This window comes from Cecembia rubra, from assembly GCF_003014575.1.
Taxonomy (GTDB): Bacteria; Bacteroidota; Bacteroidia; order Cytophagales; family Cyclobacteriaceae; genus Cecembia_A; species Cecembia_A rubra.
The window spans coordinates 12,180-34,744 of sequence record NZ_PYGF01000019.1; the positions used below are offsets into that span (position 1 = coordinate 12,180).

At 33.5% G+C, this 22,565-nt stretch carries 18 protein-coding genes; 5 read left to right on the forward strand and 13 right to left on the reverse strand.

The genetic code is table 11. The features are described from left to right. The first annotated feature begins 497 nt into the window (after positions 1-497). Positions 498-1,763, forward strand: coding sequence for an efflux RND transporter periplasmic adaptor subunit (locus tag CLV48_RS19800; RefSeq protein WP_106569038.1), 1,266 nt, complete (start codon positions 498-500; stop codon positions 1,761-1,763). Positions 1,764-1,819: 56 nt separating this feature from the next. Next, complete coding sequence (locus tag CLV48_RS19805; protein ID WP_106569039.1) at positions 1,820-3,148, forward strand: ABC transporter permease; 1,329 nt, start codon at positions 1,820-1,822, stop codon at positions 3,146-3,148. A gap of 1,536 nt (positions 3,149-4,684) precedes the next feature. Here the strand turns inward: CLV48_RS19805 and CLV48_RS19810 are convergent. The 6 genes from CLV48_RS19810 to CLV48_RS19835 all read right to left on the reverse strand — a co-directional run bounded on the left by CLV48_RS19810 (position 4,685) and on the right by CLV48_RS19835 (position 13,028). Further along, positions 4,685-5,293 carry a hypothetical protein gene (locus tag CLV48_RS19810; RefSeq protein WP_106569040.1) on the reverse strand — a complete coding sequence of 203 codons (609 nt, stop codon included), beginning with the start codon at positions 5,291-5,293 and terminating at the stop codon, positions 4,685-4,687. Between the two features lie 2 nt (positions 5,294-5,295). Then, positions 5,296-8,406, reverse strand: a complete 3,111-nt coding sequence (locus tag CLV48_RS19815) for an HsdM family class I SAM-dependent methyltransferase (RefSeq protein WP_106569041.1) — start codon at positions 8,404-8,406, stop codon at positions 5,296-5,298. Positions 8,407-8,764: 358 nt separating this feature from the next. Beyond that, positions 8,765-9,979 carry a nuclease-related domain-containing protein gene (locus tag CLV48_RS19820; protein ID WP_106569042.1) on the reverse strand — a complete coding sequence of 405 codons (1,215 nt, stop codon included), beginning with the start codon at positions 9,977-9,979 and terminating at the stop codon, positions 8,765-8,767. Between the two features lie 218 nt (positions 9,980-10,197). Next, the gene (locus tag CLV48_RS19825) at positions 10,198-10,839 is read right to left on the reverse strand and encodes an SLATT domain-containing protein (RefSeq protein WP_170069063.1); all 642 of its coding nucleotides are present in this window, start codon (positions 10,837-10,839) and stop codon (positions 10,198-10,200) included. A 647-nt stretch (positions 10,840-11,486) separates the two neighbouring features. Beyond that, positions 11,487-12,311, reverse strand: a complete 825-nt coding sequence (locus CLV48_RS19830; protein ID WP_146140129.1) for a hypothetical protein — start codon at positions 12,309-12,311, stop codon at positions 11,487-11,489. 45 nt (positions 12,312-12,356) lie between these two features. Next, the gene (locus tag CLV48_RS19835) at positions 12,357-13,028 is read right to left on the reverse strand and encodes a hypothetical protein (protein ID WP_106569045.1); all 672 of its coding nucleotides are present in this window, start codon (positions 13,026-13,028) and stop codon (positions 12,357-12,359) included. A 492-nt stretch (positions 13,029-13,520) separates the two neighbouring features. Here CLV48_RS19835 and istA point away from each other — a divergent pair, with 492 nt between their 5' ends. Genes istA through CLV48_RS20805 form a run of 3 tightly spaced genes read left to right on the forward strand, consistent with a single transcriptional unit; the run spans position 13,521 to position 15,835 of the window. Continuing rightward, entirely contained in the window at positions 13,521-15,059 is a 1,539-nt protein-coding gene (gene istA, locus CLV48_RS19840; protein ID WP_106569046.1) for an IS21 family transposase, read from the forward strand. Between the two features lie 38 nt (positions 15,060-15,097). Further along, a complete protein-coding gene (locus CLV48_RS20800; protein ID WP_245889622.1) occupies positions 15,098-15,283 on the forward strand; it encodes a hypothetical protein in 186 nt (61 codons plus the stop codon). Between the two features lie 33 nt (positions 15,284-15,316). Continuing rightward, a complete protein-coding gene (locus CLV48_RS20805; RefSeq protein ID WP_281261116.1) occupies positions 15,317-15,835 on the forward strand; it encodes an ATP-binding protein in 519 nt (172 codons plus the stop codon). A 439-nt stretch (positions 15,836-16,274) separates the two neighbouring features. Here the strand turns inward: CLV48_RS20805 and CLV48_RS19850 are convergent, their stop codons facing one another. The 7 genes from CLV48_RS19850 to CLV48_RS19880 all read right to left on the reverse strand — a co-directional run bounded on the left by CLV48_RS19850 (position 16,275) and on the right by CLV48_RS19880 (position 21,939). Then, positions 16,275-16,652, reverse strand: a complete 378-nt coding sequence (locus tag CLV48_RS19850) for a hypothetical protein (RefSeq protein ID WP_106569047.1) — start codon at positions 16,650-16,652, stop codon at positions 16,275-16,277. A 122-nt stretch (positions 16,653-16,774) separates the two neighbouring features. Further along, positions 16,775-17,353, reverse strand: a complete 579-nt coding sequence (locus CLV48_RS19855; RefSeq protein ID WP_106569048.1) for a hypothetical protein — start codon at positions 17,351-17,353, stop codon at positions 16,775-16,777. Positions 17,354-17,366: 13 nt separating this feature from the next. After that, positions 17,367-17,774 carry a protein-export chaperone SecB gene (locus CLV48_RS19860; RefSeq protein WP_106569049.1) on the reverse strand — a complete coding sequence of 136 codons (408 nt, stop codon included), beginning with the start codon at positions 17,772-17,774 and terminating at the stop codon, positions 17,367-17,369. 27 nt (positions 17,775-17,801) lie between these two features. After that, positions 17,802-18,044: a hypothetical protein gene (locus CLV48_RS19865; RefSeq protein ID WP_106569050.1), complete on the reverse strand. Its 243-nt coding sequence runs from the start codon at positions 18,042-18,044 to the stop codon at positions 17,802-17,804. Between the two features lie 265 nt (positions 18,045-18,309). Continuing rightward, complete coding sequence (locus CLV48_RS19870) at positions 18,310-19,320, reverse strand: hypothetical protein (protein ID WP_106569051.1); 1,011 nt, start codon at positions 19,318-19,320, stop codon at positions 18,310-18,312. Positions 19,321-19,322: 2 nt separating this feature from the next. Beyond that, positions 19,323-21,191: a DUF3696 domain-containing protein gene (locus CLV48_RS19875; protein WP_106569052.1), complete on the reverse strand. Its 1,869-nt coding sequence runs from the start codon at positions 21,189-21,191 to the stop codon at positions 19,323-19,325. A 175-nt stretch (positions 21,192-21,366) separates the two neighbouring features. Then, the gene (locus tag CLV48_RS19880; protein ID WP_106569053.1) at positions 21,367-21,939 is read right to left on the reverse strand and encodes a hypothetical protein; all 573 of its coding nucleotides are present in this window, start codon (positions 21,937-21,939) and stop codon (positions 21,367-21,369) included. Positions 21,940-22,565 lie beyond the last annotated feature (626 nt).

Consider the following 22,565-nt stretch of genomic DNA (forward strand, 5'->3'; position numbering starts at 1 on the left):
GCATAAAATAAGCCAGAAATAATTAATTCCTATCCAGAAATCCAATACTCCTCATTCTTATAGATGAATAAACTTCAATGATTTTACAATAAAATCTCGATGGGCTGAAAAGACATCCCCTAGACAATACCTATATTGAATGTTTGGAAAGCCTATGATGTAAGATTATAACTAAACGAATCCAATTGAGGACGATTTTGAACTGTCGAAAGAAGTAGAATGGTATTTGGAATACTATTTCCCAAGATTCATCAATTTTCCCAAGAATTGCGATTTTAAGAATTTTTCTGAACTAATCGAAAAAGCGAATTAAACAGTAATTTGATTTTTTGACCTTGTGGAAAACTCATATAGATCACAGATAAAAAAGAAGATTTTAAGAAATAAAAAATTAACTAATCCATCTATACTTTTGGCCAAATTATTAGTCGGTAAATATAGTTTATCAAAAATCCATTGGCTAATTTTGTATATGTCTGCCTAACCTACTTTATAAGATGAAAAAAAAAACATTCTTTGTATATGGCACAATAGTAGCCTCTATCTTTCTTTACTTTTTTTTCAAACCATCTCTGGTTACTAATGAAAAAGAAATATTGGCCCAAGCAAAAAGAGGAAAGTTCAAAGTTGAGATTACAACTTCAGGAGAGCTGCAGGCACTCAATTCAACATTAGTGTTGGGACCAATTGAAGCTCGACGGTTTCGAGTTGGGAATTTTACTATTGAAGAAATGGTAGATGAAGGTACTAATGTTAAAAAGGGAGAATTTATAGCCTCGTTAGATAAAACAGAACTCTTCGGACGCTTGGAAGATAAGCGCTTGGAATTAGAGCAGGCCATTGCACTTTTTGAGCAGACTCAACTCGATACTTCTCTAGTTCTCAGACAGGAAAGGGACAATATAATCAATCTTGAATATGAAATTGAAGAAAGAAAACTTATTTTGAACCAATCTGAATATGAACCTCCTGCTATAATCAAACAAAATGAAAACAATGTAGAAAAAGCAAAAAGGGATTTGAAACAGGCTATAGATCGGTATAGGATAAAAACCATGCAGGAAAGAGCAAGGATGGTGGAAGTTTCAGCAAAGTTACGAGATGTACAGACAGAGGTAAAACAAATAAATGAAGTTCTAGAAAAGTTTACTGTTACCGCACCTCAAAATGGTATGGTAATCTATGCTTCGGGAATGGGTGGGAAAATAAAAAAAGGAAGTCAAATCAGTGCCTGGAATCCAGTGGTAGCGACACTACCTGACTTGACAATTATGCAAAGTATTACCTATATAAATGAAGTGGATATAAGTAAGGTTAAAGTAGGTCAAAGGGTGGAATTAGGTTTAGATGCGTTTCCCGAAAAAAAACTATATGGGAAAGTTAAAAATGTTGCTAATGTAGGTCAGCAACGGCCTAATTCAGATGCCAAAGTTTTCGAAGTGACTATATTGATCAATGAAAGCGATCCTATGTTAAGACCTGGAATGACTACCAGCAATACCATTATTGTAGAGGAGTTAAATGATGTAATATATGTACCATTGGAAGCTTTAAATACCCAAGCAGATTCTCTCAATTATGTTTATTTAAAATCTGGCAAAAAACAGGAAGTTAAGGTCGGAATAGCAAATGGAAATGATGTAGTAGTGGAACTTGGGTTGAAAGAGGGTGATGCCGTATACCTTTCTACTCCAGATTGGTCCACAAAGGTAGAAATTAACTTGTTGGAAGGATTGAACAGAAAAAGAAACTCTTCTTTTTAGAATATTCCATTAAACTAACATAACATACATCTTGAAAGAGCTAGTGAAGAAAATTTATGATTTTTGAAAATATTGAAGGAAAAAGGCTTTGGGTTAATTTTTGCATTGCCTTGGAAGCAGTAATTGCCAATAAAATACGCTCCTTATTAACATCCTTAGGTATCATTTTTGGAGTGGCTTCGGTCATTGCCATGTTGGCTATAGGGAATGGGGCCCAACAGGAAATATTAGATCAGATAAAACTCGTTGGGGTCAATAACATTGTCGTTAAGCCTATTTTTGAACAAAGAGATCAAAGTATAAATGAAGCTTCTGATTTTGAGAAAGAACAAGCCAGATTTTCTCCCGGTCTCAAATTACAAGATGTAGAAGCCATTAAGCAGATTATTCCCGGTATTAAGAATATTAATCCTGAGATTGAAATAGAAACTTTTCTGGTTCAAAGTGGTATTCGAAGGTCTGCTAAACTTGTGGGGATTACACCTGCGTATTTTGAAATGTTGGATTTAAAGTTGTTTAAAGGTAGAATTTTCAGTTCAGAAAATATGCGCAACAGTGAACCAGTCTGTATAATAGGAAAGGCGGTTGCTAATAAATTTTATCCCAAAGAAAACCCTATAGGAAAGCGCATAAAAAGTGGCAATCAATGGTTGGAAATAATTGGGATTATGGAGGAAAGATTTATTTCGAAACAAAGTGTATCTAAATTAGGGATAAGGGATTTCAATATGGATGTTTATATTCCTATTGAAACCATGCTTGTAAGATTTATGAATAGAGATTTGGTACTGTCATCTAACTTACAAGGTAATAATAACCGTAGGTCGGACAATTACCACCAATTAGACAAGATAGTAGTCCAAGTAGAGAAAAGTGAAACTTTGAACCCAACTGCTGAGGTTGTAAATAAACTTTTGGGAAGAAGGCACAACCAAGTAATTGATTTTGAAGTGACTATTCCAGAGTTATTATTAAAACAACAACAGAAGACCCAAAATATTTTTAATTATGTTTTGGGATCTATAGCGGGAATTTCTCTTTTGGTAGGTGGAATAGGCATTATGAACATTATGTTGGCCTCAGTCCTGGAAAGAATAAAAGAAATTGGACTTAGACTTTCGTTAGGTGCGAAAAAATCAGATATTGTTAATCAATTTCTTTTTGAATCTATCTTGATTTCTGTTACCGGCGGATTAATTGGAGTATTGTTAGGAATAATTTTAGCGAAGTTGGTAGCTACATTAGGAGATTTTCCAACAATCGTTACATTCCCATCTATATTGTTGTCTTTTGGAGTGGCGACAGCAGTTGGTTTGATTTTCGGAATTTCCCCTGCAAGAAAAGCAGCAATGCAAGATCCAATAACCTCTTTGAGATATGAGTAAAAGTTAATTATGTGTTCATTCCTGTATTTGAAAGGGATGTCGAAGTGCTCCAACTATCAATTTTTTAAATAAATTCTCGCCAAAATATCTTCGGCTAATCTTGTAGACAAGATCATTACTTTAATTCTTTATAAAAAAACCAATAGAAAATTTTTCTTTTTGATACTAAATTATTAAATTAATGACGAAATGTTTTTGATTTAACCTAAACTTTAAAATTTATTAACTATGAAAAATCTAATTTTATTTCTATTACTAAATTTTGGCATGTCTATAATTTTACATGCACAGTCTTGTCCCGCTGGATTTATTTGGAGCAATAGAACAAACTGTTGTATTGCTGATTGTAATTGTCCAGATTACGGTGTTGATATTCAAATCGAGCCCAATGAAACTATCGGAGCTTGTTTAATTGATTCATCATCATGTTTGACATATCCAAATTTCCCAAATCCTACAGATTTTGAAATAAGATGGTACATCAATAATACTCTTATTTCAGATTCTATTCAGTTATCATATTCTCTGATTGTAAATAGCTTAAATTTAGGAAGTGGCTCTCACTCCTTGAGGGCAGAATATAGAAGACATTCTTCGTGTACATGGAAAAACACTGGGAATATCACTTTTTACCTTTAACAAATTTCAAAGACATTTCAATGATTACCTAGTACCTTGGGACTTTTTATAAAATCCCTTCTGTAAAATCGGAGCAAGGTGTATTTATCACTTTATTCCGATTTTTTCTTATTTTTGTTCACATAAATGGAGTCAATTTCAGTTGGGGAAAGTACAAAATTTATTTGTGTTTGACTTAGAGAATTAGAATTTTTGACTTGGGTAGAAATATATCTTTATTGGCTTTCGTGGCTTATTGTTTTAAAGTAATTTCCTATCAGGTAGATTATATTATTCTCTTTTCCTTTTTGCGATCTTTTCTGAATTGGCTGTCAATTATGCAAAATTATCATAAGTTACTCCTGAAAAAAATTAATCTGTTTCTTCCCAAACCTGCCAAATCCCCCATATCTAAAAAATCCCCTATCCAGGGTATTTTATACATCTATGTTTACAATTAAACCTTAAATTCACGACTTTAGATGATTTATTCTAATTTTTTAACTTATAAACTTAAATTATACAAATAAAGACTATGGGATCAACTCTAGAAAGGAGGGTGTAATTTTATGCTGTTACATAAGAACTATGGAGTGGAAGTCATATCGTAAAAAAAAAACAATCCTGGACATATTTTAGTGAGGGTCCAAGATGCAGGGGGACTAGATCAGTATTACCTGTCCCGACCTTCGGAATACGGTAGCCCCGATTCTTGGGATAAATTGTGAGAGCCTCAACCTGAGCCATTTGGCTCAGGTCGGGCTACTCGATTATCGCTTCGGTGATCTTTTTCGTCCGATGGCTTGTCGGTCGTTTTGGTCGTGCGGTTGGGCAGACACACTCTTTGCCAAGTTTTGGTTTGCGTGTCGGCTGGTGCGACTTGGCAATGTGTGTGGCTGTGAAGCGTTGGCATTAGTTTTAAATAGTCGTAAAGTCAAATATCAAGTGTTTCAACATCCCTATGTCAGAATGATTAGATTCAAAATAGCTTTTTAATAGATTGTTTGAGCCAAGTTTTAAAATTTCTGCATTTCTCTTGTCTTTTACCAATAAAGAGTTAATTCCTTTTACAGTTTCACTTACTTTGCCTTCAAGCAAATACCCAATTAGACTGCCATTTTCGTACTTTTTAGAAACGAAACTGTTTATTCCTGTATCTATGTATCTTCGTTTTAATGCAGAATCATTTTGTTTCAGATTTTTAGCTTCAAAGAAATACTCAAATTCATATGTTGAAATAAAGGATGTTAGTCTAAAATCAATTCGAGGGAATTTATCAGAAAATCCTTTTGCTTTAGGTATGTCTTTTGGAATGTCTGCTTCAACATTAGTTGAAACTTTCCATTTTAGTCTTAATGGATTTTCTTTTAAATGGCGGTGCAATTCTGAAGAAATATCATTTTCATTCCAATCTAATTGTATCACTTTCGCATACAATGAGGTTTCATACGATTCAACGATTAACTGAAAACATTTTTGCTCAAAAGCATTCCTGAATTTTGTATAAACAATCGTATTCAATGCCATCGTTAATTCCCATTTAAAATTTCAAGAATTAACTCGGGAGCATCTTCCAATGCCATTGACTGTGACCAAAATCTACGTTGATTTGGTCGAATGATATATATGTCATTTCCGATTTTATAATTCAGCTTTTTTCTGAAATAGATATTATTTGATTTTTCTTCCCATAAATATTGGTCGATTTTTTTAAGCTCATCATCAACAAATTCTTTTGATGTTGCTAATTCTTTTTGTTTCTTATCAAAAGAAAGTTTAACCATCATTAAGGGAGTAAACCTACTTATTTTGTATATTGTAGCGTTTACAAACAAGTCCTGACCACTAAGAAAATCGTTGAGTTGATTAACAAGTTTTATGCAATATCTTTTTACATTATCAATATTTGGATGTATGCTAATTGCAACGGTATCTTTCTTTAATAACGGGACAGTATATAAAATAAAGTCTTGAATAATGTTGGTTTCTATTTGTTTGAATGACGATAATTTTTCAAAAATGTATTCGTCAACTTTTTGCACCAAAATATCAATATTCTGATGTCTTGAAAATTGGTTATCTATTATGTATTCATCAAACAATTTAGCCAATTTGTAAAAATCTACTGTTTCAAGAAATAGAGGAAGATTATATAATTCATTTGGTTTTATTTCTTCACGTTCAATGCCAATTGATGCTGATGTCAAGAAGATATAATAAAGAGCGAATGTTGAATTAATATAACAAACTAAACCTTTCAGTAACTGTGAATCTGTGTGGTGAATTCCTATGACTTTACTATTAAATGAACAATTATTGTCTAAATAAGAAGCACATATTTCCCAATTTGACAACCCTTCTTTAATTAATATGTGAGGTGCTTTGAACGCTCCTTTTGTACCTATTCTCCTGAAAACATTGATTGGTGGTAGATTCTCCTTTGTGGTTTTGTAATAATCTGCATATATTTTTTTAGATTCATCAGTTAAACCATCATTTAATTTAGAAAATGAAGATGTACTAAACCTTTCTATTGATTGAGGCTTTACATATTTTTTAGGTATTTCGTTATCAATTATCGGTTTTTTTGTTGATTTATCAAGAAACTGGAGTCCAAGACCTTTAACAAACCCCCTTTGAGATAATAGTTGTCCAACATTTTTTTCATTAAATGATTGCACCAATTGCCAATCATTCATTCCTCCCCACATAGCAATTTTCCAAATTTTAGAGTTTGGCTTTTGACATTCCTCTCTAGGAAGATATTTTAAATCAGTAAAATCAATACACAAACCGTCAATTACATTTGATTTGATGAATGTTTTTGGAGCGTAATAAACTATCTTTTCACTATATTTTTTAGGATGTTCTTTTTGGTAAAACACGATACTTATCGGACCGGTTGCATCTCCAAAAAGTTGACCGCCAAAATTTTTCTTTGCATTGCGTAAAATTGAAAAGTTAAAAACCTTTTCAACGTAACATTCATTAAATAGCCACTTTCTGAAGTTCTGATAAGTCCCACCTGTATTTGTTAAAACTTTAGTGTTGAATATCAATGCTATTTCACCATTTGGAGCAAATTTAGTTGCTTTATGGAGAAATGGCAATACCATTTCTTTGGCAAAACTATGTTCATCACAATAGTTGTGTATGGATTCCAATAAATTGGTTGTACCGAATGGTGGATTCCCGACTACTAAATCAAATTTAATATTTTCAATTTCTTCGTTTTGTAATATTGTGTCTCTACAAAAAAGATTTTTTCCTTGCTCTTTTAAAGATTTGTCGTTGGGGTTATTGATGAGATTTGGTAAACGATGTTTTTTCTTTTGCCATAAATTTTTTGGATCTAGTTTATCAACCAAAGCCAAATACAAACTAAATGCTGCAACTTTTATAGCTTGTTGGTGTAGTTCAATTCCAAAAATATTATCAGTCAACAATTTCTTTAGTTTGTCGAAGTCTGTCAATTTTTCCTTATGTTGATTTTCATATCGCTTAACTAACCTGTTATAACTTTCAACTAGGAAAATCCCCGAACCACAACTTGGGTCTAAAACTTTAACATTGAAATCTTTGAAAGTTTTATTAACCGGTAGTTTCTCATTTAAAATAAACTCTACAAGTGATGGGGGCGTGTAGTAAGTGCCTGTTCGTTTCTTTAAAATAGGGTCTGTTTTGAAAAGGAAATTTTCGTAAATCTCACTAAGTAACTCAATTTGTATAATACTAAAGTCAAATAATCGCCAATCTTCAAATAATTTAGTTTGGGGAGTTTTGTCATTGCCACTTATGAAACATTTTTTTATTATTTGGAGTTGTTCAGAAGTAATTTTTTCGTCTTTTTCTAAAGTGAATATGTTACCATTAAAGTCTTCTTCTAATCGCTCAAATAACTTATATGTATCTTGTTGGTCATTTAAAATATCAAAATAAGATTTTGTTCCTTTCTTAATTTGAGAATATAGTTTTTCATCTGTTGCTCCTCTGTCTTCGAGATATAACAAGAATAAAGAACGAAGTATTATTTTATGTATAAAATTAATCTCAAGCCCTTGGTCAGCTAGTTGCTCCGCTGTATTTACTAAACTTTCTACCAAATACTTATCAACTCTACGTTGCAGTTTAATTTTATTTCTAATAAATTCAGCTTCTTCCAAAGTCCAAATAATTCCTGAATCAACAGCCGTTCTAGAGAACAGTTTATTGAGTTCTTCAAGTTGTTTTTTATCTGAAAACAGATACGATTTTATTTCAACTTTTTGAAGTTCCTTTTCGTAATCAAAGTTTTCTTTGGTTTTAATAAGTGGTTTCTCTGAACAATTGTAAATTCGAATTTCTGTTTCAGAATAAACATATAAAAACAACACCTTTTTATAGTTCCATATTTTTTTGTGGGTATCTGCTATATTTTGTAATGTTTCCTCATCAAAAGTGTTTACTTTTTTCAAAAATACAGCAGGAAAGCTATTTTCGTTTTCATCAGTATTGAAATAAACCGAATCGACTCCAAAGTTTTGCTTCTTAAATTGTCTTAATAAGTCCAATTTGCTTTCAAGGAGGGTATCTTCTTGAGAATTTACAGGTGTTGCTCGATCAAAACCTAAAAAATTTTTAAAATTGAATTTATTATTCATTCTCTTTTAAGATTTGCATTTTAATGCAATTTGCAAAATAAAATTCAATTGATCTTATTTGAAAAGTACAGATTGTTATATTAAAAAATAAAGAACATTATTCGGAATAACGCCAATTATATCATATTTATTACTTCAAATTGGTTTAAATTAGAATTTAATTTATATGATTTGATTATTCACTTAATAAAAAAATATACCTTTTTTAAAAGTTGACACTGATTGTCTTATTTTTTGTTCCAAATAAGAAGAGAAGGATAGGAACTAATACTTTTCTCATACTTCAAATAGCGACATTCAATCCTGACTGAATTATACCTTCTTTGGGTTAAGGAAGAATAAGAGTAATATCGTGAGCTTATGGCTCCTGGTCTTCTAGTCTATTTTGGCCAGTTACTATTGTTCTCAGATGTATATTTTTATATTCAACAAACTTCTTAGTCCTTTGTATTAGATAGTAGTCAAGATACTCTTTTTTACCTTTCGTGTTTTTAACTAAGGTCATAAACTCTCTAAAATCCAGTACATTTAAAAATATTTTTGATTCACACATCGCTATTAAGATTTCCTTTTGAATGTTTTCCCAATCACCAAAAGGAAGTAATTCAGAAACTAAAACAATACAATGTGGAACTATATTTTTATTTAATTCTATTTTCTTTCCTTTTGAGTCAAAGAACTGAGTTCCTCTTTCAATGTTTTCCGTTGCTCCAATTAGTTGCGTAATTGCTTTTTTAATATGTTTTTTAAGTGTCGTAACTTTTTTCTCCATTGACTTTTCTTTAGTTTGAGCAAAAACAGAAAGTCCTTTTGTCTCAATTAGAAAAATTCCCGAATCATAAAATGCAAGAATATCAGTTAATTCCTTATCACCTTTACTGTTTTTAAACCTGGGATTTAAATAAATATTAAAAGGAAATAAACTCTCGATTGAAAACCATACATATTTTTCTAATGTTGCTCCTTCTTCTAGATCGTCAATTCTTGTTTGTGGTTGTTCGATTACCCCAGCAAAATGAGCGTCGACATGATTCCAGTTTTTAAATTCACAGTTTATTGTCATCAAATCAATTAAGTATGGATTTTTAAACTGTCTTGTATTATCAATCGTATAGTCAAAAGAGTCAAGAGAATCAATAACTTCTCCGGTAAAATCTCCGAAATATAAAGTCTCTAAACCACCAATAAATTCAAGAATTTGTTGGGTATCTGAGTTAAAAACAACTTGACATCTCGATACCAATACACCTAATTCATTATATAAGCCAACTAAACATGATTCTGATTTTAGAATTTTTATAAGAGCTTTATTTTCTTCACGAAATCTATGAGCACCAGTTAATAGTAACGGATTAATCTTATCATCAAATATCTTTATTCCTATATGGATAATTGGTTTAATTAAAGTATTGTCTTTTCCTATTATTATTTCAGCTCCACATTCTTTAATTAATGATTTGCAAGTATTTGTTGGAGCCTTTATCAAAATACATAAATCATTAAGTTGTTCCGTAAACCAGATGGAAGCATCTTCCACTAATAACTCCTTCGATATCCGTTCAGTTTCTTGCATTATTTTATTTAATTCAGACTAACCCAACCAACCCCGCCTCAATTTGCGCCGCTTTTTGCCTTGGTTATTAAAAAACCAAGTTTATCGATTTGCTTTTTAATTCTTTTAACTAAGCCCAACTTTCTTTTTAAAACCTAGTAATAGACCGAATACTGGCTAAACCTGAGGGGTACTTAACACCAAAATGTTGCAAATAATGTTTAGAAGATTTTGAACCGTTAAGATCCTCCAACTATTAATACAATAATTAATGGAGGAAAACCAATTAATGCACGGAAAATAAACTTAGTTTCAAAATAATACTTTAACTTTATTGTCGTAATGTTTGTCCATTTAAGCTGGTGATATTTTGCTTTTTTTGCTTTAAAGATTTCGTGATCAATGGGGTCATGATTTTCATGTCTTTGAAGAATTCTTCCATATTCTTCTGAGATTTCCTCAGCAAAGATCCGTTTATTTTCTAATGTGTTGTTTTCATTGAGTGTTTTGAAAATTCGTAAACGGTTATAAAGTTCAGATAACTCAAGAGCGCAATTGTGAAATTCATTGGCTTTTTTACTGTAATCTTTAGAGTTTTCTGTTTGTGTGAATACAAGCAATAGAATAGATAAGCACGTAGTAGAATAAGCAAGTATATTACCGCTTATAAAGCTTGAATTATATATATTGTATACTGATAGTAATCCAACTGCTATCAAGTAAACTGAAAAAAGACTTGTACATAGATTTGAAAGTTGGGAAATTTTAAGGAGTCTGTGACTTGCATTAAACCTAGCACCTTTTGTAGACCATATTTTATAGTTTAACTCTTCCAAATAAGTTTTATCCAAATAATCAAGATATGACTTAGCTTTTTCCATAGTGATTAATTTAATGATTAAACGATAATAAATCTTCCTAAATCTACCCATTCCCATTCACCTAAAAAACCCCCTATTCAGGGTATTTTTTACGTTTATTACAACAATTCAATATAAAATTTACGATTTTAGGTGACTTATTCAAATTTTTAGCCTTATGAGATGGGATTATACATGCAAAGACTGTGGCATCAATTCTAGAAAGGAAGGGTCAACTTTTATGCTGTTACAGAAGAACTATGGATTGAAGGTCTGATTGTAAAAAAATCAACCCTTGACATATTTTAGCGAGGAGTCAGGATGCAGGGGAGCAAGAAAAGGGGGTTGGTCCGCTTCGGAGGATTAGAGCCCTATACTTATTACTTATATAACTCTGTCCCACTTAAGAAGAAAATGATACGAATCTATGCTTTCCTACTATCTCAAATCCTGCCTAACCATGTCATTCAGGCGGGCCCGTCCGACTGGATCATCCGGGCGGGCGCAACCTACAATCCAGTGAACTGGGGTCGAGCGTAAAGAAACCTTCCAGTGGAAGGTTTTAGTGAGGAGCCGGGATGCAGGGGGGACGAGACCCGTACTGCCTGTCCCGACCTTCAGGATATGATGGTTTGTGACCGCGTGCGCCGAAGCGGAAACGCAACTCGCTAATTTAATGGTTGGCGAGGCAGTACCTCGATTGGGCCAGTCTTTTCTTTATAAATCATATAAAAGTATTGATCTATTTCATTCTCTGAAAATTCAAAGGTCTGTTTAGTCGCCATTATCTCGAAAGACGTTCTAAAAGAAATTTGAAGTTTTTTATATTCTTCATAGTATTCTATTTCTTTGATGTACTTAGAACATGGTTGTCCTCTACCAATACTAGGAAGTGAGCTTACATGTTCCAGACACACTCGGTAGTAATGTTTAATCGCTTTATACTTAACATGAAAGTTTGTTTTAGGTAATCCCTTGTGTTTGTAGGCACATTCCTTTTTGTCGTCATGAAGTAAGTATTGTGGGTATTCAGATAAATTGTCGAAGTTCAATTCCTTTGAAATAATCCGGCTGATATTTTTCCCAATTATGTTTTTGTGAACAAAATTTCTTTCTCTCTTTAATGATTTAATTCGAGACTCTTTTTCATTTATTTTAGTAACTGAAACTGTATAGGTATAGAATAAAGAACCTAATCCTAAAGCAATACTACCAAGGAATAAAGTACCCATTAAGAATCTCTCCCTTTTCCAAGGAGCATCTTTTTCAACACTACCTGGAGGTCTTCTTTTATGAGGACGGACGTAGCTTCCATCTTTTCTATAGTATCCAGACACACTAACTGAATATGGGGTTAAATGTGTCCCTGCTTCCATATAAGTTGAGCAAGACTCAAACCCTGCAATAATCGAAAGAGGCAGTAAAATCCATATATATGATTTTAAAATTACTCTAAAGACTATACTTGTCTTATTTAGATTCAGTTGTTTCAACTAGCTATTTTTTCAATTTGCACCAACCACTGTTGGTGCCTGTTATCAATAAATTTCTTTAATAATTGAGTCTATTTTTATTTCAAGAAGGTCAACTTGATTATAATACAATTCAATCGTATCTGATTTATTTTTTAATTGGGTCTTTGATTTCTCTTTTAAAGTTTCAAATTCCCTTAGTTTGTTCTCCAATTCAGTCTCAGCTTTATTTTTATCTCCTCTCTCTTGTGCTTTTCCAATTTCAAAAGTAATCCAACATAATAATGAAGTTGCTGATATCCAAACTCCCCAAAAACCTAAGTTTCGTGTTAATTTCCAATTTGTAGTTGGTTTACCAGAAACCGTTCTTCCCTCTATCTTAGTACTATCTTTAAATTGTTTTAGTCGATCTTCAAGGGCTTTAATTTTCCTGTCCTTGTCGTCTTCATTCCGTTCTAATATGGTAATGGCCTTAGTGCATAATGTTGAAAGCCCATCTCTTGCATTTTGCCATTTATCTGACCAATCTCCCCATAATTTGTGAGACTCGTGAGGTTTGATGTAAAAGTTTGAATAGAAAGTCTCAAATGAGATAGCATCAGATTTCATTCCTATTTCTAGTAATATTTCCTTTAAAGTTTTTGCTAACTTTCTATTCTCATCATAACTATTGATATTGGCATTCTCAAATGCTTCTTTCAGGAGTCCTAGATCTACTATTTTTTGGTTTATGCTCATCAAGTATGTTTTTTTAATCTAATTCTGACTAACGTAAAGAATAGTGCAATATTTTAGCATTGAAAAATACTATTCCCCTATGTAGAATTTCATATTTAATTTTCGTCACTCCATGCGTTAGCTCTGAAAGTAAATATGGATCATATATGGGGGATTGCTCCCAACGGCAGACCTTGAAAAAGTCTCTTCTGATTCTTAGTTCAACTATTTTTCAGACCTACTAAAAATAGTAAATTTGGTTATGATTTCTTTAGAACCTTCGACAGATTTCAAACAACCGCTTCCTAAAATGTCTAAAACGGAGGTCAACGGGCCAGGGATTCCGGTGATATTGGGCCATGGATTCCGGGAATCAATGGGCCAATAAAACCGTTTGGATTCCGGAGGTCATTGGGCCATTTTTTTGGAATGATGTATAATCCAAAACGGAGGTCATTGGGCCACTTTCCATGAATAGTTTATAGTCTTGTAGCTGTTAAAACAACGAGCTACATGGCAGGACAAAGAATAGACATCATGGATTTAAGAAGTTTAATTTTGTTTAAACAGAAAGGTCTGAGCAACCGCAAGGTTGCCGAACTTATGGGGATCAACCGAAAAACGGTTGACAGTTATGTAGGTAGGTTCAAGGAACTATCTCTTGGTTATTCCGAACTTTTATTGCTTGAAAACAGCGATCTGGAAGATGTTTTCAGTAAAAACGGTCAGACCGAAAAGCAGAGATATGAACAGCTTTCAGGGATGTTTTCCTTTATCCAGCAAGAGCTCCGCAAACCTGGGTGTACCCTTCAGATTCTATGGAGGGGATATATTGAAAAAAATCCTGACGGGTATAAATACAGCCAGTTTACCTGGCATTACAGGCAATGGAGTAGACGCAACAATGTAAGCGGCAAGCTCGAACATCTGGCAGGAGAAAAGCTTTTTGTTGACTTCTGCGGCAAAAAACTTCATTATGTTGACCGCAGTACAGGGGAACAGATAGCCGTAGAGGTCTTTGTTGCCGTCCTTCCCTGCAGCCAATATACGTACGTGAGGGCCGTTCCGAGCCAAAAGCGTGAGGACTTTATAAGCTGCCTGGTTTATTGTCTCGGATGGCTCGGAGGGGTTCCGTACGCCATTGTTCCGGATAATCTCAAGTCAGCTGTAAGTAAGGGTTCTAAGTATGCCCCTGTCCTGAACAAGACTTTTGCTGATTTTGGTCTGTTTTACGGATGCTCCCTGGATCCGACCAGGCCTTACAGACCGCAGGATAAGGCTCTTGTAGAACGTGCCGTCACCCTTGTGTACCAACGCATATTTTATCCCATTCAGCAGCATACATTTTTCAGTCTTGCCCAGCTCAATGATGCTATTGCGGACAGGCTTGTGGAATACAATGATTATCTGTTCAGTCATGGAAACGGCAGCCGCAGAAGTCATTTTATAGATACCGAAAAAGCTTTCCTTCAACCTCTGCCCCAGGGGATATACAGTATCAGGAATTATAAAAGGGGCACTGTCCAAAAAACATCCCATGTTTACATGAGTGAGGATAAGAACTATTACAGCTGCCCATACCGCTTTATAGGGCTTTCGGTGGAGATACAGTATAACCAGGATACCGTGGAAATATTCTACCGCAATGAAAGGATCGCCTTTCATAAGAGAAGTTACAAGGCCGGGACGTATACAACTGTCGGGGAACACATGCCAAGCAGCCACCAGTACTACAACAACTGGAACCCGGAACACTTTGAAAAAAGAGCAGAAAAAATAGGCCCTGATACCAAAAATTACATAAGTCGGCTTATCGGTCAGTATGACTACCCGGAAATCGGATACAAGCAGGCCCAGGGCATACTTGGTCTGACAAAAAGCTACACCCCTGAACGGATTGAAAATGCCTGCAAAAGGGCATTGGGGTTTGAAAAATCCAGCTATCATACCATTGAAAAGATATTGAAAAACAAAATGGATATAACAGACCTGTTTTCCGGACAAGACCATGTAACACCGGGCCATGGAAATATCAGGGGCTCATACAAATGATGCCCCCAAGATTACTCAACCACTTAATTACAAGATATATGAACCATTACAGTACAATCGAAAAAATGAGACAGATGCGTATGTCAACCATGGCTGACCTTTACAACAGAAGCCTGACTGAAAACCTTTACAGGGAATATTCTTCTGATGAACTGCTGACCTTTCTGGTTGACAGCGAGTGGGAGTCCAGAAACAACAAGACCATTGACAACCTGATCCGGTAGGCAAACTTCAGACAGAGTGTCTCACCCACCGACATTGATTATCATTCCCCACGGAAACTGGACAGGTCGGTTTTTGAAAAACTGCTTGGACTCGGTTTTATCAAGAACAGGGAAAACATTATCATCACAGGAGCTACCGGATGTGGGAAAAGTTATCTGGCACAGTGCCTTGGCATCAAAGCTTGCCAGTTTAGGCAAAGGACCCTTTACTATAATACCGCCCGCCTGTTCGACGCCGTAAGGCTTGCCAAACTAGAAGGAACATATCACAGTCTGATTAAAAAACTGGAAAGAACCCCCTTACTGATATTAGATGATTTTGGTCTTGCACCAATGGATAATCAGGCCAGGCACGCATTAATGGACATCATGGAGGACCGTTATGAAAAGAACTCAACTATCATCGCCTCACAGATCCCTGTGGAAAAATGGCATGAAACCATTGGTGATAACAGTATCGCAGACGCCGTACTCGATAGGCTCGTTTACTCCTCACATAGAATAGAACTCGAGGGAGATTCAATGAGAAAAAAAAAGAGATTGGGCGTTTGATTTAATTAACATTAATTGCAGTAGGAAAGTGGCCCAATGATTCCCGTAAAAAGTGGCCCACTATACTCCGGAATCAGTGGCCCGGTATCGCCGGAATAGACAAGGGATAGACCGGTTTCAAGTGACCTTCTCCCAAGTGGAGAGGCGAGATACTAGATGCGAGACGCTAGACTCAGGGCGTGTTAAGAAGGAAGAAGCAAGAAGCAAGAACCAAGACTCAAGACTCGGGGCGTGTTTGACAACCATGACAACTAGACAACCCTAACAACCCCGACAACTCAACCTACAATCTAACTTCTAAAATCTAAAATCATGGAACCTCCCCTCAACCCCGCTACACTTCTGTCAACAGGGGCCAATTCCGAAATTAGGTCACTGAGCCTGTCGAAGTGCCGCTGCGCTCCACTTCGGTTTAGCCCTTATATGTTAGCAGCAGCTTTTATTTTTTTAAAGTCATCAGAAGCATTTCACATTTCTTGTCCAGTTCAATTAGCTTTGGTAATAATCTAAGTGTTTCAGGATTATTGAGCCAGTCTTTGGGTTCTCCCCAGAATCTTGACTTATGAAATAAATATTCAGGAAGATTTTCATCAATTCTAGCTTTAACGACTTTTTCTAATGCAATCAACCATAACTTGGTAAGTTCTTCATTTCTGAGATATCCATTATCTGAAATAAAGTTTTTTGTCTTAATATTCGCTTGCTGAATTGAGGTAGTAGCTTCAATAATGGCTGGTTTATCATTTTCTTTAATTATTCCTTTTTTTAATTTTTCGAAAAATAAACTGATAGATTCTTTAATTCCACCTGTTAGCACTAATTTTGCAATTTAATCAATCATGATATTTTGTATTTATTGTTTTCATTTTCTTAAACTTAGTAGTCAACAGGACATGATGGCTTGCTAGAGACTTCAGGGTTTGCATTTTTATAGGTAGTTCATATTACAGCATCCGAATTGTATTCATCAGGATATTCAATTTTAATATCTCTCAGGTTTAGGCTATTTTTTTTAAAGAGACAAATTTGAATCGCAGGTTTGTAATCTAGGTATTGAGGTTTTGATAATTCAAAGATTAATCGATGTCTATACTTTCTATAGGCTTCTTTATGTTCAGATATTGATTTTATTCCATAAACTCGAATAGCCTCATAATTAAAAGCGCCTGTTTTTCTTTTTAAAAATTCCAACACACGAGCAACTGTTGTGTCATCAGTAATTAATTTTTGGCTTCTTAAAAACTCAATAGTATTGTTAAAATCAAGCATATGTTCAGTATCTCCTACCAAGTCAAAGCATTTTATAGGATCATAATCACAAGTTGCTTTACAAATAACATAAGTATTACTATACCTTACTTCACCCCACCAATGTGCATTTTCAATAAAAGTATCCCAAAAGTAATACCCATCTCCTAACCAAGTATTTCTCCACTTACAAAGAAAAGGAGCATGAGCTTCTATATAATCAGGATTCCCTCTATCTTCTAATGTTTGATATAAAGTTTTTTTTTTCACGAAAAAAATATTTTTAAGATTGTTCTGTGCTTTCTCTTAACGGGATTTCTAATGATGACAAGTTCATGGTTGGCAAAACGATTGGAGGAATATTTGCCTGGAGTGTTACCGTCCCAATAAATGCCCTTATATAGGGGAATAATATCGCAATGCTATTCCGGTAAAAATATGTTGGAATCGCGTCAAAATCTACGTTATCCTCAAATTGAAACTCGGCTATGCATTCAATTTTCACAAAAGGCTGTTCTGAAGATTCAGTGTGTGCTTCAAAAACAAAATTCAACTCATATAATGATTTATCTTTATAAAACTTACCAGATGGCACAAAGCCTATATTTAAATCATTTGATGTTTTATTAGAAAAATCAATAAAGACCTTTTCAAATCTATAGCGTTCTAAAGAAAATGCTGCTTTTTGCATATGAATTTAATAATCTAAAGTGCTTAGTTAAATGCTAAAATAAAAAAAATCCGAAGAAAACTCCGGATTTTTAATTATATTATTTAAACAATTGAACTCCCAGTAAGAGTCCTGTGGTTCAATTACATAAAACAACTTAGACTGTTCTAAAAAATCACTAATTTTCGGACCTATTTGATCGTATTTTTCAGAATCGGCCCAATCCTTATCAATTTCAGCTCTTGAATTATTCTGAAAATACTTTACTAAATTTTCTAAAATCGTACTCATAGGATTTATGTTTTTAACTCTATTTTAAAACTGAAATAAGAGTTATTTGTTGTGACAAAATTATGCTATAAGCCAAACATAACAAAATTCATGCTGATTTATTTAACTTGATAGTACCTAAATAGGTAGGTACTGGCATCTCCAAACTTTTAATCCCCATAGCTAAATCTCCGCTCAACCCCGCTACACTTCTGTCAACAGGGGCTAATTCCGAAATTCCGCTGCGCTCCACTTCGGTTTAGCCCTTATATGTTAGCCACAGTATTTATATTTTAGTTATTTTAAAATTGTTGTGTGGTACAATATCTGTAAAAATTAATTCATCACCCTTTCTCCAATAATGCAGATGGTATTCATAATCAATATCTCGTCTCCAAGCCAAATACCCCTTATGAGAAATTTGATTGCTACCACCGCTTTTCCCTTCTCTTAATTCATGGGTATCTTTCATATTGATATTTAGGACTTCTTCATACAAAGACCTAAGCAATAGATTTATTTTTGATTCATCTTTATGGAAATTCAAATTCCTCATTGATTGGAAAAAACTATCATGCAATACAAAGTTTGGTTCTTTTTCTTCATAGATGTAATTGCAGTTAGGGTCAATTTGAAATAATTTAATGTAAATGGCCATTTTGACACACACATCACTTTGCTCATTAATAACTATTATTGCTGGCTCAATTTTAGAGCAAAATAGTTTAAAGTTAGAAAAATGGAAAAATTCTACATTTATTGCCAACGGTAAATCTATTTGATGTTTTGAATCTATTAATGATATAAGTGCATCAAACTTTATAAGAGGTTCTTTTAAACCATTTGAGATAATTATGTTTTTGTTATTGTTTTTTTTGTTTATTACGCAATCAATTTCTAAGATGGTTGCTATTTTTTTTAACAAATAAATAAAATCTTCATTTCTATTTTCGATATCTGAAAAATTATCATTATCAATTAAAACGTCAAAAATCTCACAATGGTCCTCAATGTGAGGTAATTTATTTAGAATTGCATTGACAATCTTATCTATTTCTTCTGGTTGTATGTAGTCAATGTTATATTTATCAACTAATTCCTTTAAGGTGTCAATGTAAGGGAATAAATTATGTTTGAATAATATATCAAAAGTCTCAGTTGGCTTAAAAACACTTCCCCAATTTAAATCAATAAGTTTTTTCCAATCAATTAAATTCTCAATGAATTCTTCTAATTGGATTTTGGTTATGCTCTCTTTATCAAAAGAAAAAACATATGGATCAATAAAGAAATTCATAATTAATCCTCCTTTTCTCTTTTTCTCTTTAACATAGCTGCTTCTAACATCTTTGAAGCTAGTTTTTCGCTTTCATCGAAAAATCCCTTAGGCCAATCTTTTATGACTCCATACTTGTTTATTCTTATTTCATTGTATGTGGATAATGAATTTTCTTTTTCGACAAAATATAAAATTGAATTATTTGATAACGTTTCTCCATTTGAGGTTGCAACTAAATAACGTAATCTATTTATTAAGTATTCACTATGTGTTTCTACTAAACATTGTTTGTCTAAAATATTTAAAGAAATAAAAAAATCTGCCAAACGTGTCTGAACCTTTGGGTGAAGATGAAGTTCTGGTTGTTCAAAAATTAATGTTGAATCAGAGTTGGCAAGCAATGACAAAACTAAAATTGGTAAAACCTGGCTTACTCCTACTCCAACATGGGTTAAATCTTGAAAATTATTTGATGAGTCCGTTGAAACGGTTAATTCGTGTCCCAATTTACCTTTATCCGAAGTTTTATAATTTGCAGCTACGCCTAAATAAATAAGCCAATCTAATACTGCGTTTTGAAGCGTGTCTTTCTTTGTCACTTTTTCTTCGATGTTTTTATCAAATTCTGATGAAGGTATATAAGATACAATTGTGTTTTTATGAACTTCTAAAACAGCGGCCGTGTTTTCCCCCTTAAATCCTACATCAGTTGAATCAGCGTATCCCTCTAATGGGTATATTGCTTTTGGTTCATCTCTCAGTGGTCCTAGATATTTTAAATTTCTTTTAAAATAGTTTTCAATATAGTCTACTTCTGGCAAATGCAATGGTAATGTTCTTACTTTAATATATTCATCAGATCTAATTTTGCTAAATATTTTCTCAATTTCTGTCTTTTTATCTTCAAATAAAGTGGCTATTGTCCTTTGAAAATATCTATTACTCAAGCATCTTTTTAAACTTTGTAAAGTAAAATCGTTTTTTAAAGCTTTCAAAGAAGAGTTAAAACTCTCAATTATCTTCTGATTTTGAATATCATCTATAGCCTTTGTATTTTCGACTAGTTCCGAAAATAAATTTAATATCAATGTTTTAAATTCATCATTAAGTATTACATCAACATGCTCTATATTATCAAAATCTATGTATGGGATTTTGCCCTCAAGTGTTTTTAAAATATACGATATTTCTGAATCTAGTTCATTATATACACCAGTTACACTGTATGGTAGAAAATGTAACAAATTGACCCCTATAAATTTAATGTCGCTTGGAATTCTGTAATATCTTCCAGCGGTTCTTGTTTTTGGTGAGATTTCGACCTCGAATTCCATTGATTGTTTATCAATGTTTGATAAAGTATTTATTTTGAATTCGGTTTTTCTTTCCTCAAATGATTTCGCCGATTTTTTAATATTGATTTTTTGCTTTACTTTTTCATTTAAATCACTTTGAATATTTACACTGTTTAAAGTCGGGTTGAGTTGTTCTACTTGATTACTATTTGCAGAAAAACTAAATTGTAAATCAACTTTATTAATTTCTTCATCATAGTGGATCATGTACCTTCTAGAAAGAAAATCAGTATTTAGATGATTTTTACTTGGTATCAATGAAAAGCCTATTTCAATATCGTTTTTATCGTTTTTATCATTTTCATTGTGTGAAAGTATATCATTAAAATTTCCAAATTTCGAAATGTGCCCATTCAAAATTACAGATCTAGATGTTACCGAGTTTTGGATTGTTTGAGCAGTTAAAAGTAAACTTTGAATGATTGTACTCTTTCCAGAACTGTTTGCCCCTGCGAAAATAGTTAGTGGTTCAAATTTTAGGTCAGTCTTTTTGGATACTGATTTAAAATTTTTAATAGTCCATTTTGTGATCATATTCTTATATTTTGTCTATTTTAATGTTGTGGCTAACATTTTGCTTCCCTCTATAGAGGAAAGTATTCTTATTTAGGGCTCTTTCCTCTTCAATAGTGGAAATATTCCAATTACCCCCAAATCTACCCAATCCCCATCGCCTAAAAAATACCCTGATCACGGTATTTTTGCTTTTTTATTGGATAGGAGAATTCAAAACCAATACTTTGTAATAAAACACTTTACCATTTGGACTTTTTCTAGAGATTTTAAACCATTCAAATTCCTCAGCAATTCTTTTTATCGCTTGTTCTAAAGCGCTATCAGAAAAAGATCTAACAAACAAACTATTAGATTTTAGCCTTGTCTTTATTTCGCTTAACCTTCTTTCCTCTCTAAAATAAGTATCTGTTAAAAGTTGGTCTTTAACGAACCTATGAGCATTATGAATTTTTGATAAACTAATGAAATATTTAGGGTTTGCGGAATCATCAGACTTAAAATTAATTAGCTTCTGAAGTTTTGGGATATGGCTAGTTTTTACCGGATACTTATTTGAAATTTGAGAAGATGTTAAGCCGAATGAAAGCGCAATTTCATTTAGCTTATTTGGGGATATATTTGAAAGCTTTAAAATCGCCCTGTCGATTGTAGGCTTTGAGACTTTTGTGAATTCTACAATTCCATCAACCGTTAAATCTGCCTCCTTCATAATTAATTGTAAATTTTTGGAGATGTTTTCTGCTCTTAAATAGTCTATTTTGCTCATAATGAGCAAATCGATAAATATTTTCTAGTACATTTTATATCAATAATTTTTTTATTTGTACTGAAATATATACTTTTGGAATATCAGGTAATTAGACCTGAATTAATTGAAGATTATTAGCAGTCATTAAACTAAGAGTCTCTATCACAAATTCCGACAATTTGACAAGGGAGAGACGGTAGGTTAATGCCCAAGAGGTTATTTTGTGTACATTTGTATGCACTATAGCGCTTGGGCCCTATCGAAATCACCCCTTAAGGCGTCGGAACCTTGTGATGTGGTTGAGATAGAAGCCCACGCTATAGTGTTCTTTTTTTTCGACTTCGTCCAGACTCGTTTTTATATAGCTGACCAATGCAAGCGAGTATGACACACAGTTCCACATTCGAATTGAATAATCAGCTTCTCAGTCAAGAGAAGGGGAGGACTGCTGTCTGTATGCCGCATGAGTCTGGAAGAACCCTCACCCTATTTGAACTTTTAAAGAACGTCATCAAATCTCCGGTTTGATGGATATGCCCTAGGTAAGGAAGGGTAGAAGTGGCTATTTGTGCTACGTATCCGGATTCCCTGTTCCTTTTATTCCCGACCTGCTGCAGAAGGTCCTGGGAAATGTATTCCAATTA

What these genes read in the sequence shown, in the direction of transcription:
- CLV48_RS19800 (WP_106569038.1), top strand. Translation starts at nt 498, where the DNA reads ATGAAAAAAAAAACATTCTTTGTATATGGCACAATAGTAGCCTCTATC.
- CLV48_RS19805 (WP_106569039.1), top strand. Translation starts at nt 1,820, where the DNA reads ATGATTTTTGAAAATATTGAAGGAAAAAGGCTTTGGGTTAATTTTTGC.
- CLV48_RS19810 (WP_106569040.1), bottom strand. Translation starts at nt 5,293, where the DNA reads ATGGCATTGAATACGATTGTTTATACAAAATTCAGGAATGCTTTTGAG.
- CLV48_RS19815 (WP_106569041.1), bottom strand. Translation starts at nt 8,406, where the DNA reads ATGAATAATAAATTCAATTTTAAAAATTTTTTAGGTTTTGATCGAGCA.
- CLV48_RS19820 (WP_106569042.1), bottom strand. Translation starts at nt 9,979, where the DNA reads ATGCAAGAAACTGAACGGATATCGAAGGAGTTATTAGTGGAAGATGCT.
- CLV48_RS19825 (WP_170069063.1), bottom strand. Translation starts at nt 10,839, where the DNA reads ATGGAAAAAGCTAAGTCATATCTTGATTATTTGGATAAAACTTATTTG.
- CLV48_RS19835 (WP_106569045.1), bottom strand. Translation starts at nt 13,028, where the DNA reads ATGAGCATAAACCAAAAAATAGTAGATCTAGGACTCCTGAAAGAAGCA.
- istA (WP_106569046.1), top strand. Translation starts at nt 13,521, where the DNA reads ATGGCAGGACAAAGAATAGACATCATGGATTTAAGAAGTTTAATTTTG.
- CLV48_RS20800 (WP_245889622.1), top strand. Translation starts at nt 15,098, where the DNA reads ATGAACCATTACAGTACAATCGAAAAAATGAGACAGATGCGTATGTCA.
- CLV48_RS19860 (WP_106569049.1), bottom strand. Translation starts at nt 17,774, where the DNA reads ATGCAAAAAGCAGCATTTTCTTTAGAACGCTATAGATTTGAAAAGGTC.
- CLV48_RS19865 (WP_106569050.1), bottom strand. Translation starts at nt 18,044, where the DNA reads ATGAGTACGATTTTAGAAAATTTAGTAAAGTATTTTCAGAATAATTCA.
- CLV48_RS19870 (WP_106569051.1), bottom strand. Translation starts at nt 19,320, where the DNA reads ATGAATTTCTTTATTGATCCATATGTTTTTTCTTTTGATAAAGAGAGC.
- CLV48_RS19875 (WP_106569052.1), bottom strand. Translation starts at nt 21,191, where the DNA reads ATGATCACAAAATGGACTATTAAAAATTTTAAATCAGTATCCAAAAAG.
- CLV48_RS19880 (WP_106569053.1), bottom strand. Translation starts at nt 21,939, where the DNA reads ATGAGCAAAATAGACTATTTAAGAGCAGAAAACATCTCCAAAAATTTA.